14 protein-coding genes and 1 tRNA gene are annotated in these 17,261 nt (G+C 57.0%); 9 read left to right on the top strand and 6 right to left on the bottom strand.

Annotated elements, in window-relative coordinates; translation table 11 throughout:
• Positions 1–148: 148 nt before the first annotated feature.
• Entirely contained in the window at positions 149–913 is a 765-nt protein-coding gene (locus MTX78_RS13715; protein ID WP_243795167.1) for an NIPSNAP family protein, read from the bottom strand.
• Positions 914–1,253: 340 nt separating this feature from the next.
• Between MTX78_RS13715 and msrB the strand changes: the two genes are divergently transcribed.
• A complete protein-coding gene (gene msrB / locus MTX78_RS13710) occupies positions 1,254–1,694 on the top strand; it encodes a peptide-methionine (R)-S-oxide reductase MsrB (RefSeq protein ID WP_243795166.1) in 441 nt (146 codons plus the stop codon).
• 10 nt (positions 1,695–1,704) lie between these two features.
• Here msrB and MTX78_RS13705 read toward each other — a convergent pair whose 3' ends face one another.
• Positions 1,705–2,760 (bottom strand): N-acetylmuramoyl-L-alanine amidase family protein, encoded by a 1,056-nt coding sequence (locus MTX78_RS13705; protein ID WP_394805585.1) that lies wholly within the window; start codon positions 2,758–2,760, stop codon positions 1,705–1,707.
• A 296-nt stretch (positions 2,761–3,056) separates the two neighbouring features.
• Between MTX78_RS13705 and MTX78_RS13700 the strand changes: the two genes are divergently transcribed.
• Positions 3,057–3,650 (top strand): TetR/AcrR family transcriptional regulator, encoded by a 594-nt coding sequence (locus MTX78_RS13700; protein WP_243795157.1) that lies wholly within the window; start codon positions 3,057–3,059, stop codon positions 3,648–3,650.
• Between the two features lie 29 nt (positions 3,651–3,679).
• Positions 3,680–4,621, top strand: a complete 942-nt coding sequence (locus tag MTX78_RS13695) for an alpha/beta hydrolase (RefSeq protein ID WP_243795155.1) — start codon at positions 3,680–3,682, stop codon at positions 4,619–4,621.
• An 18-nt stretch (positions 4,622–4,639) separates the two neighbouring features.
• Here the strand turns inward: MTX78_RS13695 and MTX78_RS13690 are convergent, their stop codons facing one another.
• Positions 4,640–5,668, bottom strand: a complete 1,029-nt coding sequence (locus MTX78_RS13690) for a J domain-containing protein (RefSeq protein ID WP_243795154.1) — start codon at positions 5,666–5,668, stop codon at positions 4,640–4,642.
• Positions 5,669–5,719: 51 nt separating this feature from the next.
• Positions 5,720–6,622, bottom strand: a complete 903-nt coding sequence (locus MTX78_RS13685) for a histone deacetylase family protein (RefSeq protein WP_243795152.1) — start codon at positions 6,620–6,622, stop codon at positions 5,720–5,722.
• Between the two features lie 1,180 nt (positions 6,623–7,802).
• Here MTX78_RS13685 and MTX78_RS13680 point away from each other — a divergent pair.
• The 3 genes from MTX78_RS13680 to MTX78_RS13670 all read left to right on the top strand — a co-directional run bounded on the left by MTX78_RS13680 (position 7,803) and on the right by MTX78_RS13670 (position 11,664).
• Positions 7,803–9,107 carry a PcfJ domain-containing protein gene (locus MTX78_RS13680; RefSeq protein ID WP_243795147.1) on the top strand — a complete coding sequence of 435 codons (1,305 nt, stop codon included), beginning with the start codon at positions 7,803–7,805 and terminating at the stop codon, positions 9,105–9,107.
• 108 nt (positions 9,108–9,215) lie between these two features.
• Entirely contained in the window at positions 9,216–10,742 is a 1,527-nt protein-coding gene (locus MTX78_RS13675; RefSeq protein WP_243795145.1) for a TROVE domain-containing protein, read from the top strand.
• Between the two features lie 85 nt (positions 10,743–10,827).
• Positions 10,828–11,664, top strand: a complete 837-nt coding sequence (locus MTX78_RS13670) for a TIGR02452 family protein (protein WP_243795144.1) — start codon at positions 10,828–10,830, stop codon at positions 11,662–11,664.
• Between the two features lie 160 nt (positions 11,665–11,824).
• On the opposite strand, the gene MTX78_RS13665 is transcribed toward MTX78_RS13670, so the two are convergent.
• The gene (locus MTX78_RS13665; RefSeq protein ID WP_243795143.1) at positions 11,825–12,079 is read right to left on the bottom strand and encodes a hypothetical protein; all 255 of its coding nucleotides are present in this window, start codon (positions 12,077–12,079) and stop codon (positions 11,825–11,827) included.
• Positions 12,080–13,128: 1,049 nt separating this feature from the next.
• On the opposite strand from MTX78_RS13665, the gene MTX78_RS13660 reads away from it, so the two are divergent.
• Positions 13,129–14,532, top strand: coding sequence for an RtcB family protein (locus MTX78_RS13660; protein WP_243795141.1), 1,404 nt, complete (start codon positions 13,129–13,131; stop codon positions 14,530–14,532).
• A gap of 733 nt (positions 14,533–15,265) precedes the next feature.
• Here MTX78_RS13660 and MTX78_RS13655 read toward each other — a convergent pair.
• Entirely contained in the window at positions 15,266–15,817 is a 552-nt protein-coding gene (locus tag MTX78_RS13655; protein ID WP_243795139.1) for an MOSC domain-containing protein, read from the bottom strand.
• Between the two features lie 278 nt (positions 15,818–16,095).
• Between MTX78_RS13655 and MTX78_RS13650 the strand changes: the two genes are divergently transcribed.
• Positions 16,096–16,782: a Dps family protein gene (locus MTX78_RS13650; RefSeq protein WP_243795131.1), complete on the top strand. Its 687-nt coding sequence runs from the start codon at positions 16,096–16,098 to the stop codon at positions 16,780–16,782.
• Positions 16,783–17,157: 375 nt separating this feature from the next.
• Positions 17,158–17,239, top strand: a tRNA-Leu gene (locus MTX78_RS13645).
• Positions 17,240–17,261 lie beyond the last annotated feature (22 nt).

Below are 17,261 nucleotides of genomic sequence, written 5' to 3'. Positions count from 1 at the left end.
GCTTCGCCCCTGTGTTGGAGGTGAGCTAGAGATACTGGAACTGCGCTCAGCATGACGTTCTGTGATAGTGCAGGCGGTACTGTGGTTGGATGACCATTCGTAGCCCATCCGAACAGGTCGGAATGAGAAGGCCTAGTTGGATGGCCTCTTAGTAATCAGAGTACGCGACAGGGTACAAGAACATTTGCTGGTTCTTGGAAACGTTGTTCTGGTATTCCGGCAGGGCCGAAAGCTTTTTCCACTCTGGGTCGGAGCCAAAGGTTTTCCAGTGCTCGTCGCGGGCGGCTTTATTTTCGAAGCTGGTCATGTACATCAGGTTGGGCATATGGCTACCCGCTATTACCCGGCCGTAGAACACGCCGTTGAACCCCAGGCGCTTGAACAAACCGATTTCGTTGCCCTGCACAAACATCTGCACCTTGTTCATGTGGATTTTCTCGTTGGAGCTTTCGTAGCTGCGCAGCTCGTACACCCGCTCTGCTCGTGGGCCTTTCAAGGGCGGCTCCTGCAACTGCAGCTTATCCGACATAGACTGAATCTGAACAACTTCGAGGCGGGTATAGGGCGGGTTGTTGTAGGCAGCCGTCCAGTATTGGCTGTTGCTCTCGAAGCTTTTGTCTTGCTCTAGGCGGTCGGTCACGCTCAGCAATTGGCTGTAAGACTTGAACGGCACCAGCACCATAATCCGGCGGTCGACGGCCGTGTCGTTGCCGATGGGCTTGAAAACGCCAATTTTCTGGAGGCCGAGCTTGTGCAGGGCGGGTAGGTAGGCTTCCTTCAAGAAGGCATCGACCCGCTCTTCCTGCTGCTTGTCTTTTAAGTGGTAAATCCTGAGTTGATAGAGCTCTTTATCGGCAGCGGCGGCTACAGTGACCTGTAAGGTTAGCAGCGCCATCACAAGTAGAGAAAGCAAACCGACCTTGTGTGGCCGTTCGGATGCTAGCAAGTGCTTCATTAGGTAAGTGAGTAGGGGGTGGAATTTTCTGCGTTAAACCTAACAAAAATTCTATGCGCAAACAGAAAATTCCTACTTCCTGATGAGCTAGTCTCTACGGTGCAGATCTGTGTAAGCTCATCAATAAGTTATAAACCCGTGCTACTCCTTTGCACTCTTTTCTCCACAAATGGATCAGGAAAGAGAAGCGTTTTAGCTACTAAAGTTGTTTGAAACACGACTGTGTTGGGGCACCCTTGGCTTGAGAAGACTGGAAAAGCTAGCACTAACTTCGTGGCCACACCCGAGTATATACCTGATGCTGCGCTGGATTGATGTCTTGAAATTTGCCAAATACAGCAACCCCGAACCGCCGCGCCGCGTGGAAAGGTCGGAGGTGGAGTGGCAGGCCTGTCTGACGTCCGCGCAGTTTCAGGTGTTGCGCCAGAAAGGAACCGAGCCACCTTACCGCAATGCGTATTGCCGCTTGTACGAGCCCGGCGTATACGCTTGCCGTGGCTGCGGTAGCCTGTTGTTCAACTCTTCGGAGAAATACCACGCCATATCGGGCTGGCCCAGTTTCACGCAGCCCCTCGCCAAAAACGCCATCAAGTACGCCTTCGATGACAGCCACAATATGCAGCGTCTCGAAGCTATCTGCAACGTCTGCGACGGCCATCTAGGCCATGTGTTTCCGGATGGCCCGGAGCCCAGCGGCTTGCGCTATTGCATGAATTCGGAAAGCATGGTTAAGCTATGAGGCTGCTTCTCTAGCGGCTCCGGTAGTCGGCCAGAATGCCCTCATACATCCAGTTGGCCATGGCTTGGCGGTTGTCGGGGATGAGGAAGCGGCGCTGGTCTTTGTTGTTGCGGATGTTGCCTAGCTCCATAAATACGGCCGGAGCGTGGCTGTTGCGCACCACATATAAAGAGTTGCGGGCCGATACGGTGCCGGAGTACGGACGGTTGGGCTGAGCGCGCTTGTACCGGGCCGTGAACATCTTGTGAATGTTCTGAGCTAATCGTTTGCCCGCTGCGCTGTTGGAGTTGTGGTAGAAGAACACGTCAATGTTCTTGCCTTCGCTGCGGCTATCTACGTGCAACCCCAGAAAGCGCTGATACGCTCCCTTGTGTTTGGGGTAAAGAGCATTTACGGCGTTGATGCGCTGCCGTAAGCGGGCCAGCTGGCTGCGCGGAATCGTCTGGCTCGGATACGTGACTTCGTCGTAATCGGTGAGCAAAACGGCTTGGTCGCGGATACCATCGTTGGGGTCCCGGATAATAAGGTACACCAGCGCCCCATGCATGTACAGCACGCGGGCCAGCCGCAGCGTTACGTCATAGGCGTACTCGTCTTCGGCCAGGGAGTGGCCGCCGTACTTGCCAATAGCCCCCGGATCGGGGCCCCCATGCCCCGAGGAGAGGTAGAACACGGCACCGCGCAACAAGCCGTCGGAAGGCACTGCCCCGTAGGCCTTGCCAAACAGAGCGGGCAGCGGCATGGCTACCGATTTTGGAAGGGCTGTGGTAGCCCTGGCCGCCGTATGGGGCTTCAACCGGCGCGTGGCACCCAGGGAGCGGTCGGCGGGCCGCGGCAGGCGGTATTTGCGGCCGGCAACTAGGCTGTTGTTTTTGCCGATGGATTTTCGGTTCAACGCCAGAAAAGGCCGCAGGTACGTGGCCGGCGGGAGGCCGTAGCGGCGTAGCAACGTGTGCGTACCGTCGCCCCGGCGGGCTACCACTTGCCGGTAAGCAGTCTGACTGAAGGCAAGTACCGAAGCCAGCAGAAAAAGCAGGGAGAGATACGCCGTTCGCAAAAGCAACAAGCTGAAATGAGGGCGGAGAAATCTAGATAACAAGAGCACTAAGAAACAAGAGGCCAAGCACTGTAGGGCCCGTTGTCCCGCTCAACCAGATTCGAACGAGGCCAGCTGACCCACAAAAAAGACGCGCACTTACTCCGGCAAGCAACGTGCGCAAGCGGCAAAGTACGGCAACTCCCCTGACGCATTCTGCATGTCGCCGCTGATTTGATGTGGGGTAGCCATCGTGAGTAGCGGACGACGGCCTACAATATCGTGTCGTTATTTGCTTACTTACTAGTAAGTAAGTATGTTTGGCTATGCCCTTAGAACAGCCTGCAACACTTATTCCCGACACCCGCACCCGCATCCTCAATGTGGCAGAGCAACTGCTGCTTAATCGGGGCTTCAATGCGTTCAGCTACCAGCACATTGCTAAGGAGCTGGAAGTGAAACCCGCCGCCATTCATTATCACTACCCCGCCAAGGAAGACTTGGGAGTGGCCATTATTCAGCGGCAGCGCAAGCGCCTCAACAAGTGGCGCAACCTACCTCGCCTAACCGATTTGCCGGCTCAGCAGCAGCTAGAGGCGCTTTTCGAAGTCTACCTTGGGCACGTGCAACATGAGCAGCGCGTGTGCCTGTTTGGCTCGTTGGCCGCCGAGTTTCGGACTCTACCCGAGGCCATGCAGCAGGAACTGCGCCTCCTGACGCTGGAGCTAACCGACTTTCTGGCTGGTGTGCTAGAGGCCGGCCGCGTTGCCGGCACCCTAGTATTCAAAGGCCAGCCCACGGCCAAAGCCGCGCAGGTGCTCACGACGCTGGCGGGCGCGCTCCAAATGGCCCGCGTCCATGATGAACGCCAATTCCACCTGGTTTTCGAGCAGTTGCGCTTGGAATTGCTGCCAGAGTAACTCGTTTCTCCTCTATAGCTGTGCTTGTTATGGTCAACGCCTTTTCGCCCGCCTCCGACCTCTACCCTTTGGAAACTGTTGCCGAGCCCGTTGCAGCCCACCCCACGAAAGTGCAGTATCCTTCGGTGCCGCCCGGCTTGAAATTCCTGCGCCTGAAGCTGCGGCTGCAAGCACTGGTGTCAGGAGAATGGGCGTTTCGCTCGGCGTGGCAGTTGTTTACTACGCCCCGGCAGCTGCCCACCAAAGCCTGGGAAGCTGCCGCACTGGCGCAGGCCACACAGCATGCCGTGCAGGCAGAAAGCGGACGGATAGTTTACTACGAGTGGAACCCAGCGGGTGCCCGCACCATCCTGTTGGTGCACGGGTGGGAGCACCGGGCCAGTTTTTGGGGCTATATGGCGGCTGGGCTGGTTGCGGCCGGCTTTCGGGTGTTAGCCCTCGACGGACCAGCCCACGGCGCATCGGCCGGAGTGCGGGCTACCTTGGTAAGCTTTGGGGACGCCGTGCAGGCGGTAGCAAATGCTAGCGGCCCGGTGTACGGCGTTGTCGCCCATTCCTTTGGGGCTGCTTGTACAGCTGGGGTTCCCGTGCGCTTCAACCAAGCTGCTGGCGGCGAGTTGCCGCGGCTGGTGCTGATGAGTGCCCCCAGCAGCACCCGCAACGTAGCCGAGCGGTTTGCTGATCTGCTCCGCCTGCCCCATAGCGTGGTGGAGCGGATGAGCCGCTTTATTCAGCAGCAGTTCAACCGCAGCGCCGAAAGCTTCAGCTTGGTTGAAGCCGGCCGCCACCTGCCCGTGCAGCGTGCTTTGCTCCTCCACGACCGCCAGGACCTGAACGTGCCCTTCGCCGACGGTGAAGCCATTGCCGCCAGCTGGCCCGCCCTGGATTTCCGCCCGACCAACGGCCTCGGCCACAACCGCATTATGCGGGAGCCAGCCGTCATTAAAGAGGTGGTGGAGTTTCTAAGCTGAAACTCAGTTGTAAGGGCCTTACACAGTGTCGTGGCCGGTGGCACTTAATTCGCGTAGCACTTCACGCAAGCCTTCGGGCTCCTGGATCAGGCGGAGGATGTGCTCTAGGTAGTCGGCTTCGGTGCGCAGGTGGCGCTTCAGCTCGCGCAATTCTATTTCCCGCTTTTTGCCGGTGCTGCCGCTGAAGCCATTATCACCATATTTCAGTTCGTTGAGCTGTTGCTTTAGCTCGAGCTGCTGCTGGTGTAGGGCTTGCGTGTAACGGGCCAGTACATCGTCATCGGCGCGGGCCGCCGGCCCCGATTCAGAGAGCAACTGGAGCAGCGTGTAGAGGTCGTTGGCTTCGTAGGCCTCGGTGATGCGCTGCATGAGGGCCGTTTTCTGGGCTTGGGTTTCCGGGTCACGCTCCAGGTCGGGGTGGTGGGTGCGAGCGAGCTGCCGATACAGCGTTTTGGTATTGGAAAGCAGCTTTTGCTGTTCTTCGCGGGCGGCTTTCTCGGCAATTTCGTGAGCTTTCTGGGCTTTGGTTTTGCGTCGGGCACGGGCATGCGCGGCGGCCTGCTCGTGTGGGGGCAGGTCGGAGTTGGGGTCCGGGACGAAGTCGATGGGCTTCTCCTCCGCTGGCGTAGCCTCCGCTTCGGCTTCGGCTGCGGCACGGCGGCTGGGGGCGTATTTCAGCACGATGTCCGCCGTGTCCTCCCCAAATCGGGTGTGCAGGGAGCGGGCATTGCCCACGATAAACTCTGTGATTTGGCGTTCCTCTTTACGGCTGAAATAGGGTAGAAGCAATGCGTCTTCCAGCGGGGCAAACAACGCGCGCCGGGCTTCTACTACCGCCCGCGCCCCCGGCCCTACTTGCTGCCAGTAGCGCCGACGGGCCTCGGCTTGCTCTTGCTGTACCTCGCGAAGCCGCTGGCGCAAGCCCTCCACCTGCTGCACCGCCTCTCGGAACGCCTGCTGCGCCGGGGTGCCCGGCGCTTCAGCTGGTGCCAGCGTGGGCAGGGAGTTGGCGGCAGGAAGGTCGGTGGCGGGGTTGTGCAGGTTCATAAGACAAAGGTAGGGCGCACGTCGTCGAACAGAGGAAGGGTCTTGCTAGGTTCATCCAAACACCTCATACGCCACTCGGAACGTATTGCAGTGCGCATCCACAATGTCGGAGAGGCGCTCGGAGTAGCCCCCGCCCATGCTCACGGCTACGGGCAGCTGGTGCTGGCGGCACAGGGTTAGCACGTATTCGTCGCGCTGGCGGCAGCCTTTGGGCGTGAGGGCCAGCTTGCCCAACTTGTCAGTGGCTAGCACATCCACCCCGGCCTGGAAGAAGAGGAAATCTGGCTGTACCTGCGCCAGCAGCCCCGGCAGCGTTTCCTGTAGGATGCGGAGGTACGTGGCGTCATCGGTGCCCAAGTCCAAGGCCACATCAAGGTCGGACTGCTCTTTACGCAACGGGTAGTTGGCGCCAGCGTGCATCGAAAACGTGAATACGCGCGGCTCGTCCCGGAAGATGCTGGCCGTACCGTCGCCCTGGTGTACGTCGAGGTCCACCACTATAATTTGTCGGACTAGCTTGTGGTGCAGCAAATGCATGGCAGCCACAGCAATATCGTTGAGCACGCAAAATCCTTCGCCCCGGTCTCGAAACGCGTGGTGCGTGCCACCAGCCAAGCTCATCCCAATTCCATCTTGCAGCGCCTGCAACGCCGACTGTACCGTGCCAGCCACACTACTCAACGAGCGGCGCACCAATTCCGGACTTTGCGGCAAGCCTAAGCGTCGCACCTCGGCCGAAGAAAGGCGCAAGTCGCGCACCCGGTGCCAGTAGTCCGTGGAGTGCGCGCGCAAAATGTCGTCCTCACTGGCTAGTCCGGGGTCGTAAAAGTCCTCGGCCGGCGCAACGCCCTGCCACAGCAGCTGCTCCCGAATCAGCTCGTACTTGGCAATCGGGAACCGATGGCCGGTAGGCAAACTGATGCTGTAACGTTCGGAAGTGGCAAGGCGGGGCATGCAGGCGGTTAGAGTGGATACGCAACTGAGTACGCAAAACAAGCAGCATCGAGCAAAAGCAGCGTCAACGTACCCAAGGAGCGTTGTTTCAAAGCTAAAAGACGAAAGCGTTAGAGAGCTACTACCCCTCATCAGATGAGGAAGGAGTAGGGGTGGTTGACCGACGATACTAGGATAACAGGTAACACCAGCAGCTAACGTATCATGTGCTGGCTTTGCGGTACTACCTGGCATACTCTAGCTTCGCTCAGCACAAGACTCTTAGCAAACAATGGTTGTCAAGCATTTCCAAGCCTGTAAGAAAGGGAAGAAGGTGGTTACAACTGTTTCCTGCACGGTGTAGAGACGCGACACTTGGCTCAAGCACTGCACAGCAGAACGGAAGGGTAAGCAGTTATAACAACTACTTCCGCAACAAATACACTAATTACATGAATGCTGCTGACGCGTGAAAAATCATGAAGTATCAGTGTTTGAATTCGTATTTATTGCGGTGTTTATTCTGATTGAATTATTCCAAATAAAAAATAATTAAAATATTTTTGAATGCAGTTTGGTGAATACAAAAACTCCTCCCATATTTGTCACACTAAACACAACAACCCCATGCTACGCCACTTCAATTATATCAGTAAGCAAGACGACAAGGAACCAATGGTTTCATGCGCGGTTCGGTATAGCTAAGTAGTAGCAGACTTCCTCTGATACTTCCGCCACCCGGACCCAGAAGGTTCGGGTGGTTTGTTTTCAGCCCCCTCATCCCCTTTGGCCATGCGCCTGTTACACAACAGTTTTCTTTATCAATCACCGGATCAGCGGCCAATAGGCAGCAAGCGGGATTGGTATGGCCGGGATTTTTCGTTGAACGATTCGCGTAGGTAAATTCCTCGTGACGTATCCGTGAAAAAGCCCGGCTTCACCTAGAAGCCGGGCTTTTTTCATATTATTTATTCGCTGAAAATTAATTTCATGCGACCTGGATGAGCTATGTCTTTTCGGTAATAATTAATTAACAAATAATAATTGCGTTTACTTTAAACCGCTAATTACAGTCATCACTCTTTATAATTTCTGTCATGTACGAAAGCTTCCGGATTCTACTTAGTGCACCCACCGCCGGGGCCACTTCTCAGTTTGATTTTTCAATCGGTAACCACCCTCGTGAAGGGAACCTGCCCCGATGTCCAACCGTCTCAAACCCTTATCCCACGCCGCCTGGGAAGCCCAGCAGGCGCGGATAGTACTCTCTGCGGCCAAGCGCCTCGACTGGCGCCGCTGGCCGCTCCCTCAACAGGTGGAATACTTGTTTTCGCTCTACGGCTCGCTGCCCGTTATCAATGCCCAGTTGGGCGATAATTCAGCGCTGGCGCAGTTTTACCGGCACTGTATCCACGAACAGAAAGAGCAGCAGCGCACCCAATGTGCTAGTCTATTGCGTGGCCTGGCCACTAAGCGTACCGAACTACTTTGGCGCCCCGAACTGGCCCCGGCCTTGGCGGCAGTGGCCCGGTGGCTGCCCCAGCGCTGCCGGGAACTCACCGACTGGCAGCCCCGCAGCCGGAACCCTTTTCGGCAGCTGGAAAGCCTGGTGCGCCACCTTTTCGACCACTATGGCGACATACCAGCCTGGGTTATCAACTCCTGGACTGCCGGCCGCCTGCACGATGGCCTCAACATTGCGGAGCTAACTGTGCACTTAGGGCGGGGTGGGGCATTGCGCACCTTTCGGGGGCTGCCGGTGCCGCTTAGCCGCAAGGTAGAACACCACCTGCGCCTGGCTCCGGCGGGGTATTCTTTTCTGCATGCCCTGCGCTACGCCCAACTCGCAGCCCGCGACCAGCTGGCTTGGCTCGGGCCGGTGCTCGACTCCCGCCTGAGCCGCCAGTTGGGGCGCGACGACGAGTTTTGGCTGCGGGTGGTGGACTTCTTTGCCGCCACACCCATGGTCGACCCCTACCAACTGGGGCCCGTGTGCGACTGGATTCATCAGAAGCGCGCGGTAGGCATCAAGGATGAACCAGCTCAGCCGGGCTTTTCCTTGAAGGGTCGCTCGATGAGCAGTGTACTGACGCAAACGGCGCAGTGGCACCGCGAGCTAGCTCAGGCTCCGTACCGGGTGCCTGAAACCACCCTAACGCTGGATACCACCTGGGTGCCGCTACCAGTACCGGACTTTTCCGGAGGGAGCAAGTGCCCAGTGCGTATCACCCAGTTGCGCACCTACTGGAACCTGCTCGATGAGGGGCGCACCCTGCGGCACTGCGTGGCTTCCTACTTCGATTCCTGTCGGCGGGGGCGTAGCGCTATTTTCTCGCTCACCCTCAACGGTACCCGCGCCGTGACGCTGGAAGTACAAGCCAACCGCACGATAGTGCAGGCCCGTGGGCTGTTCAACCGCCGCCCCAACGATGAGGAAGGCGTCTGGATTCGGCGTTGGGCTACCGAAAACCGCCTGCTGGTTCCCAAGCACTTGCTTGGGGAGTAGCGTGAAAAGGTCGGCGATGCAGGACAACCGCAAAACAAACCGCCGGCTACCAGCGCCAAGTAGTGCCCGTCAAACAATCAACCATCCAACAAGCAGCAATCAACCGCCATGCGTTTCAACTTTACTTTCCGCAAAGCTCAACCTAACACCGTGAACCACGAGGGTGCACCCGCCTTCACGCTCACGCCGCAATTGGAACTGTACGCCGCCGTAGCTACGGCCGCCCTCAGCGACCAGTTCTACGAGAAAGCCGACACGCGGCTGGCCCGCTTGCGCGAGTTGGTGGCCCGCAACGACCCCACGTTTGTGGCGCAATTGGCGGTATACGCTCGTGAGCAGATGTACCTGCGTTCGGTGCCGCTGGTGTTGGCCGTAGAACTGGCGCGTTTGCACCGCGGCGACAACCTCGTGAGCCGCTTGGTGGCCCGCATCGTGCAGCGCCCCGATGAAATCACGGAGTTGCTGGCATGCTATGCGCAGGTGAACCAGCGCACCGGGGTGAAAACCCTCAACCGCCTCTCCAAGCAGCTCCAGAAAGGCTTGGCCGTTAGCTTCAACCGTTTCGACGGCTACCAGTTGGCTAAGTACGACCGAGCCGGTGCCGTGCGGTTGCGCGACGCGCTGTTCTTGGTGCACCCCACGCCTCGCAACGAGGCGCAGCAAGCCCTGTTCAACCAGTTGGTGGCGGGCACCTTGCCCACGCCTTACACCTGGGAAACCGAGTTGTCGGCGCTAGGGCAGGCCACCTACGCCACGCAAGAAGAGCGCACGGCGGCTTTTCAAGAGAAGTGGGAAACGCTGATTGCTAGCGGCAAGCTGGGCTACATGGCCTTGCTGCGCAACCTACGCAACATCCTCGAAGCCGGCGTGTCGGCGGAGGCAGTGGTAGAGGTGTGCGCAGCCCTCTCAGACCGGGCCGCAGTGGCGCGCAGCAAGCAGTTGCCGTTCCGCTACTTGGCCGCTTACCGGGAGGTGAAAGCGTTGCAGAACGGCCACGTATCGGCGGTGCTTACGGCGCTGGAAGATGCCATTTCGTACAGTGCTGCCAACCTGCGTGGTTTCGGCCCCGAAACCCGCGTGGTAGTGGCCTGCGACGTGTCGAGCTCCATGCAAACGCCCATTTCGCCGCGCAGCAAAGTGCTGCTCTACGATGTGAGCTTGGTGCTGGGAATGTTGCTCCAAAGCCGCTGCCAGCACGTCACGGCCGGCATGTTCGGCGACACGTGGAAGCGCATCAGCATGCCCCGCGGCCCGGTGTTGCGCAACGTGGACGAGTTCTACCGCCGCGAAGGCGAGGTAGGCTACAGCACCAACGGCTACTTGGTGGTGCGCGACCTGCGCCAGCGCCAGGAAGTGGTTGATAAAGTGATGCTGTTCACCGACGTGCAACTCTGGAACAGCAACGCCGACGGTGGCACGTTAGCCCAGGAATGGGCAGAATACCGCCGTACTGTGGCGCCCCAGGCTCGCCTGTACCTCTTCGACCTCGCCGGCCACGGCACCGCCCCCCTCGACGTACGCGCCGAAGACGGAGTGGCCCTGATAGCTGGCTGGTCCGACAAAGTGTTTGGCGTGCTCGAAGCCCTCGACAACGGCGGCTCCGCCCTCACGGAAATCGAAGCCATTGAGTTTTAAACTATGCGGCCCCGGGAGTGGCATCCGACCCAGTACAAGCTGCCGCCACTCCCGGGTAACTGCCCGAATACTTTCTCTTTCTACCATGAACCGCCGACACATAGCCCGCGAAACCCTAGATGCCCTACAACGCGGCAGCTACAGCAATTCCGCAGGCGGAACCATCGACCTGACGCCTTGGCAACAAGCAGCCGAGCAAGGAAGCGTGCTGTACAAACCTGCCGACGTGCCGCAGTTGCTTGAGGTGTTTCAACCAGTTGCCGGCCAACCAGCTCCAATCCGGGTGTACCAGGCTACTACGCTCGAAGCCGCAACCAAACTCGCCGCAGAATTCAAGCGAGTGGGCTGCCTGAACTTTGCTTCGGCCCGCAACCCGGGTGGCGGCTTTTTGGGCGGCAGTCAGGCCCAGGAAGAAAGCCTGGCCCGCTCTTCGGGGCTGTATCCGTGCCTAAAGCAATTCCGGGAAATGTACAGCCATAACACGCTCACCGCCCACACTGGCCTCTACAGCGACCATGCCATCTATTCGCCTGGCGTGCCCGTCTTCCGCGACGATGCCGGGAACTGGCTTTCGCAACCGGTGCAGATTGATTTCATTACGTCCCCGGCCGTCAACGCGGGGGCTCTAAGCCGAAACAACCCGGAACTGCTGCCCGAACTGGTGCCCACCATGCAACGGCGCATCCGGCAAGTGCTGGCCATAGCTGCCTCTCACAAGTGCGAGGTGCTCGTGCTAGGAGCCTGGGGCTGCGGCGTATTTCAAAACAGCCCGCAGCAGATAGCTAGTTTGTTTGCAACGGCTGTAGCTGAACCCAATATCCGCGGCCATTTCCAACGCATCGACTTTGCTGTGTTTGACCCTAAGCCGCCACACGAAACGCTTTCGGCGTTTGAAAAAGCCTTTGCAACGGTGTCGGCGTAAGAGCTAACTGCCCGCAACAGGGTAATAGAACGGATAGTAATTGAAGCTGAAGTGTGTGGAGGTAAACTCAACAGAAATCAATGGAAACATTTATTTCATAAAACACTCAATAATCATGTTAATTCTTGCGTTATTATAATTGGGCTGGCGGCTGACCAGCTTACGGCAGCCGCCAGCCGGAACGGCAGCTGGCCGAGGCACATGGCTTCGGCTTGCCGTTCCAAACAGCTGAGCCACCACTTCGGGTGCCGTAGGCGGGCGTTACTTCGCTGGTGAAGCAAATCCTCTTTGGAAGGTTTGCCGGGTTCGAGTCCCACTTCGCGGCTTCGGCCGTGAACAATACGCCGGCCGCCTGTTGCCCCGAAGTTGGTGGGTTCAGCTGAAAATCACCCTGCTGGGTGTCGTTGCAAAGCATTCCTTCGGGTCGTACGTTCGAATCGTATCAGGTCCAGTTCGCATACAAACCGGGCCTGTAGCTCAGTTTGGTAGAGCAGAAAGGCTTCGGCCACCGCTTCGCGCTTTTCACCCCAGCAGATTTTTTCCTTGGTTTCCAAGGCTTTCAACTAGGTGCCGTAAGCTGGCCTTACTTCGCCACCACATAGGTTCTTGTCGCGGGTTCGACTCCCGAAGTGATGCGGTAACGTATTGCGCCGGAAATTGGTAGGGCAAAACCGAGTGGCTAGCGCCTGTTGCCCTAGTAGAAAGCCGCGAAATCTTAAGGAAAACAGTTCCTCGGAATGGGTGTCGTAGGTAGCCGATACTTCGGTGTAGTTCTGTAAAGATGTGCAGGTTCGAGTCCTGCCTCATAGCTCGCAAAGCTGTGAGTGGCGAAACTGGTAGACGCGCTATAAAAACGGCCACCGCATGTTACCCCATTACTTTATTGTCTTGTACGGGTGCCGTAGCCGGGCCATACTTCGCATTTCCATTGCCCAGGTTGCAGGTTCGAGTCCTGCTGGTGCTGCCCCTTCGGTGGTGCTGTAGCTCAACTGGCAGAGCAGGTTATCAGGAGGCTTGGCGCTTGTTGCCCCGTACATAAATACTACCCGACAGGTGCCGTAGCGAAGCCTTACTTCGTTTGGGACGATGGGGTCGTGGGTTCAAGTCCCACTTGCCGCAAGGCAGTAGCTCAGTTGGTTAAGCACAATCAGTGGGCTTTGTGCCCGTTGCCCTGTCGGTTTATTTCAGAGAAAGGGAGGGTGTCGTAGGTTAGTCTTACTTCGTCTGAAAATCCAAGCGGCTAGCCGATGGTTGCCTTTCCCGATTTCTACTTCTCTGGGCCGGATGCCGTAGGTGCGCGCTACTCCGACTCTATTAAGTCGGGCCGCTTGGCCCGTTGCGCGGGCTGTTAGTTGCTCCAGCGCCTAGAGAAGAAATAAGTGTCAATCAGAAGGTCGCCATGCTTTTACAAGCTAGCATAGCTGCCTTCCCACAATCATCAACAAACAATCAACCCCCCTCTATATGGGCAATCTTTTACGTGGCAACGACCTCCGGCAGCTTGGCTTCCCGGAAGGACGGGCCATCGGGCTGGCGCTAGCACAACTGCAGCGCAAGCACCTCAAAAAACTCTCGCAAACCGACCAACTGGCACTGTTGCAGCGCCTACTCAATACCCCGAACGATTTCCTCACCGACCTCGACTGGAGCCATACGGCGGCTGCCTTGTTGCCACCGCCCAGCCGCCACATTGCTCTCGCCGAGCGCAAGGAGTACGCCGTGTTCGGAGCTGAGTACATCGAGCACGGAGCTATTCACCAAATGGAAACGGCCATGAAACTGCCCGTCACCGTGGCCGGTGCCCTCATGCCCGACGCTCACCACGGCTATGGCTTGCCTATCGGCGGCGTGCTTGCTACTGATAATGCCGTCATTCCTTATGCTGTGGGCGTTGACATTGGGTGCCGGATGGCGTTGTCGGTGTTTGCCTTGCCACCCAAGCACTTGGAACAACGAGTGCAGGAAATGCGCAAGCTCCTCCTCGACAACACCCGGTTCGGCAACAAACAGGGGTTTCAGCGCGGCCAAAAGCTCGACCACGCCGTGCTCGACCGTGCCGAGTTTACGAATATCGGGTTCCTGCGCAACAAACAAGCCACGGCCGCCGAGCAAATCGGTACGTCGGGCGGCGGCAACCACTTCGTGGAGTGGGGCATCGTTAACATCACCGACCCCCGCAACGAACTAGGCGTGCCGCCAGGGGAGTACCTCGGGCTGCTTTCGCACTCCGGCTCGCGGGGCTTGGGCGCCAGCGTGGCCACTCACTACACCAAGCTTGCCAAAGACGTATGCCAGCTGCCTTCGGAGGCGCAGCACCTGGCTTGGCTCTCCCTCGACAGCGAAGCTGGACAGGAATATTGGGCGGCCATGAACTTGGCCGGTGATTTCGCTTCGGCTTGCCACCACCAGATTCACCAGCGCTTGGCCAAAGCCCTCGGCGAACGGCCCCTGGCAAAAGTGGAAAACCACCACAATTTCGCTTGGAAAGAGCGCCTAGTAGATGGCCGCGAGGTAATCGTGCACCGCAAAGGCGCAACGCCTGCCGGCGAAGGTGTGCTCGGTATCATCCCTGGTTCGATGACAGCCCCTGGTTTTATCGTTCGTGGTCGGGGCAACGCCGCGTCGTTGGCCTCGGCCTCGCACGGTGCCGGCCGGGCTATGTCGCGGACGCGGGCCAAGCAGGAGCTAGGCGAAGCAGAAGTGAAGCGTTACCTCCAGCAGCACAACATCGAGCTAATCGGCGGTGGCCTAGATGAAGCGCCGCAAGCCTACAAAGACATCCGGGCCGTCATGGCCAGCCAGACGGACCTGGTAGATGTGCTGGGCTCTTTCACCCCGCGTATCGTGCGGATGGAAGGTGGTGCCTAGCGTTCAACCATTAAAAAAGGCCCCTCCTATGTAGGAGGGGCCTTTTTTAATGGTTAGTAAATCACGAGTAAGAACCGTAGGCTTTCGGATATTCGCTGCCGTACCGCTACCGGTTGCTGGCGACCTGGCAGGGCACAGCTCGGCGTCGATGACGCTGTTCAGTGAACCGTTTGCCTACGTCGCTCAAGCGCGCCAACTTCTTGCAACCAGAGGGTTTATACCCCAGCATAACAGCATTAGCCAAGTTCTTAGGAGCCAGCAGCCCGCTCTTTAACAGTAACAGTGCTATGGCGGTGGCAGTTAAAGAAGAACTAGATAGGTGAAGGGCCATTGTAGGTAGAAGCTACAGAAAGAGCAAAGAAATGCTATGAAAAAACTGGCCTATCAGAACACGTTAGTCAAGATTTATATTGAAATAACAACAAAATCAAGATAGAAAACGTGGTTCGCGGAGCTTTGGGTGAATATATGCCAAAAAACAACAAAAAAACCACTTGTGTAAAATTTGTGTACTTGTTGTGCTATGGGTGTATGCAAGCAGTGAAAAACATGTCGGTAGTTTTCTGGATTTTCTTGAATAGCGAAGAACGTGGGGGCCACTGGTCCGTTTACTCCCGACACGAAAATGAGCATAGGTAGCTTGAAAGCATCAGCCCATGCTGCCTACTACGACCTCGTATACTGGATGTAAACGATGCAGCAACTGGTGCTGCAAGCTAGTATTCACCTGTGGCTACTGTTCGGCTGTGGTATCAGGAACAGTGCTTTCAGCGGGCACCACCCGTACTAAGTCGCCGACCCGCAACGCACCACCTTGCACGATACGTGCGGTTAAGCCTCCGTGGCCACGCATGGCGTTATAGCCTCCTGGCCCTAACTCCTCTTCCATGCGAGAGCAAGGATGGCATTCTCCTGTGATGGCGAGCACCACTTCCTCCCCAATTTGAATTTGACGGTTCTTGAGTGACAAAAGATTTAAACCCGTTACAACCAGGTTCCGTCGCAGCCGAGCAGGATCTACCGGCGCATCATGACCGAGGTAGCTACCCACTGCCGCTAGATGTTCGCCCTGCATAAGGGTCACTTGGCGCTTCCCGCCAGCTTTAGGCCGTGCGTGGTCGCCTTCCAAGTGTCGGTCGGTTTCGGCGGTGGCTTCCCATACGGAGAGCACCGCGTCCCGACGCACGGGTCGCAAGCCGATCCACTCTAGGCGCCCAACCTGTGGCAAGGTATTCAGGAGGCTAGCAATAGTTGATTTATCGTCGCCAAAGAAAGGGAAAGGCATAAGGCTGCAAGTTTCTGGTTAGCTGATGTACGTAAGTGGTAACGCAAAGAACGTCATCCGTAAACGTTAGCCAACAGAGTACTAGTTGATGCTTGTTGCGCACTGTATTCTGTTGGATTCAGCCGGCCAAATTGCTGTAAAGCTTGTAATAATGCCCTAAAAATTTGAAAAGTAAATTTAACCTGTAGTGGTTTTGTGCGTATTGACATACCATAAGCTGACCAGTTGACTGCAATTCGGTTGCGGCTTGTTCTTTCGATAACAATCCTTTAGGTACCATGGCCAAAGCTCCTGCCAACAATACTGCCGCTGCCCCAGTAGCAGCTCCAAAATCCTCTGCTGCAAAAAAGGCAGCACCTTCCAATGACAAGGCTGCCTCCGACGGCCGTTCAACTCCGATGTTGCAGCCAGTGCTCAACCAGCAGTTCGACGCACCAGCAGCTCTGCAGAAATTCGGTACTGTATCGCAGCGCCTGCCCATTGGGCTCGATACCAACACCCGCCAGCAGAGTGTAACCAACCTCAACCAGTTGTTGGCCGACACGATTACGCTGCGCGACCTCTACAAGAAGCACCATTGGCAGGTAGTGGGCCCAACGTTCTATCAGCTGCACTTGCTCTATGACAAGCATTATGAAGAGCAAAGCGGCTTGGTTGACATCATCGCAGAGCGCATTCAGATTTTAGGCGGTGTAGCCGTAGCTATGGCCCACGACGTAGCCGAACTAACCAGCATCCCGCGCCCACCCCGCGACCGGGAAGAAGCGCCTGTACAGGTGTCTCGTTTGCTGGAAGCGCATCAAATCATCCTCAAGAACTGCCACGAATTTGCTAAAACGGCCGCTGATGCTGGCGATGACGGCACCAACGACGTGGTAGTAAGCGACGTAATGCGCACCAACGAATTGCAAGTATGGTTCGTGTCAGAGCACGTAGTAGATACGCCACTCGTGCGTGCTGAATAGTGAATTAGCCCACATCTGCTTTATCAAGCAAAACGACTCCAGTCATCATGACTGGAGTCGTTTTTTGTTGGCAGTTAGTGTTTCAGGCCAAGCTGAAATCCAGTTGAAATTGCTGAACGGGGGCTTTCAATGCTTAGCTACTGAAGTTCACTCAATAATTCTTTCATTTTTTTCAAGGCAAAGAAAGTAGCGGTTCCAACTGAAAATGAGGCTGCAAAGAGTTTTGCGTGGCGCTTGGAGGGCATTGGAAAGCAAAAAATACGTTCCTGGGCTTGCACCTAGCGCCTCAGCTACCTACTTTTGTCCTCGCTCTACCGCCTCAGTAGAGCGGAAAGCTTCGGTTTTCAACGAACAAAGGAGTGCTTGCCGTCATCTGCGCACGTGGTGAAACTGGTAGACACGCCATCTTGAGGGGGTGGTGCCTTCGGGTGTGGGAGTTCGAATCTCCCCGCGCGCACTCCAACGAAAAGCCCGCTTCG

The organism is Hymenobacter tibetensis, from assembly GCF_022827545.1.
GTDB classification, from domain to species: domain Bacteria; phylum Bacteroidota; class Bacteroidia; order Cytophagales; family Hymenobacteraceae; genus Hymenobacter; species Hymenobacter tibetensis.
This window is presented reverse-complemented; position numbering and strand designations above follow the sequence as displayed.

Bases quoted from the DNA above. Each gene is read 5' to 3' on its own strand.
- msrB (WP_243795166.1), top strand. From the start codon at position 1,254: ATGCTGCGCTGGATTGATGTCTTGAAATTTGCCAAATACAGCAACCCC.
- MTX78_RS13700 (WP_243795157.1), top strand. From the start codon at position 3,057: ATGCCCTTAGAACAGCCTGCAACACTTATTCCCGACACCCGCACCCGC.
- MTX78_RS13695 (WP_243795155.1), top strand. From the start codon at position 3,680: ATGGTCAACGCCTTTTCGCCCGCCTCCGACCTCTACCCTTTGGAAACT.
- MTX78_RS13690 (WP_243795154.1), bottom strand. From the start codon at position 5,668: ATGAACCTGCACAACCCCGCCACCGACCTTCCTGCCGCCAACTCCCTG.
- MTX78_RS13685 (WP_243795152.1), bottom strand. From the start codon at position 6,622: ATGCCCCGCCTTGCCACTTCCGAACGTTACAGCATCAGTTTGCCTACC.
- MTX78_RS13680 (WP_243795147.1), top strand. From the start codon at position 7,803: ATGTCCAACCGTCTCAAACCCTTATCCCACGCCGCCTGGGAAGCCCAG.
- MTX78_RS13675 (WP_243795145.1), top strand. From the start codon at position 9,216: ATGCGTTTCAACTTTACTTTCCGCAAAGCTCAACCTAACACCGTGAAC.
- MTX78_RS13670 (WP_243795144.1), top strand. From the start codon at position 10,828: ATGAACCGCCGACACATAGCCCGCGAAACCCTAGATGCCCTACAACGC.
- MTX78_RS13665 (WP_243795143.1), bottom strand. From the start codon at position 12,079: ATGCTTTGCAACGACACCCAGCAGGGTGATTTTCAGCTGAACCCACCA.
- MTX78_RS13660 (WP_243795141.1), top strand. From the start codon at position 13,129: ATGGGCAATCTTTTACGTGGCAACGACCTCCGGCAGCTTGGCTTCCCG.
- MTX78_RS13655 (WP_243795139.1), bottom strand. From the start codon at position 15,817: ATGCCTTTCCCTTTCTTTGGCGACGATAAATCAACTATTGCTAGCCTC.
- MTX78_RS13650 (WP_243795131.1), top strand. From the start codon at position 16,096: ATGGCCAAAGCTCCTGCCAACAATACTGCCGCTGCCCCAGTAGCAGCT.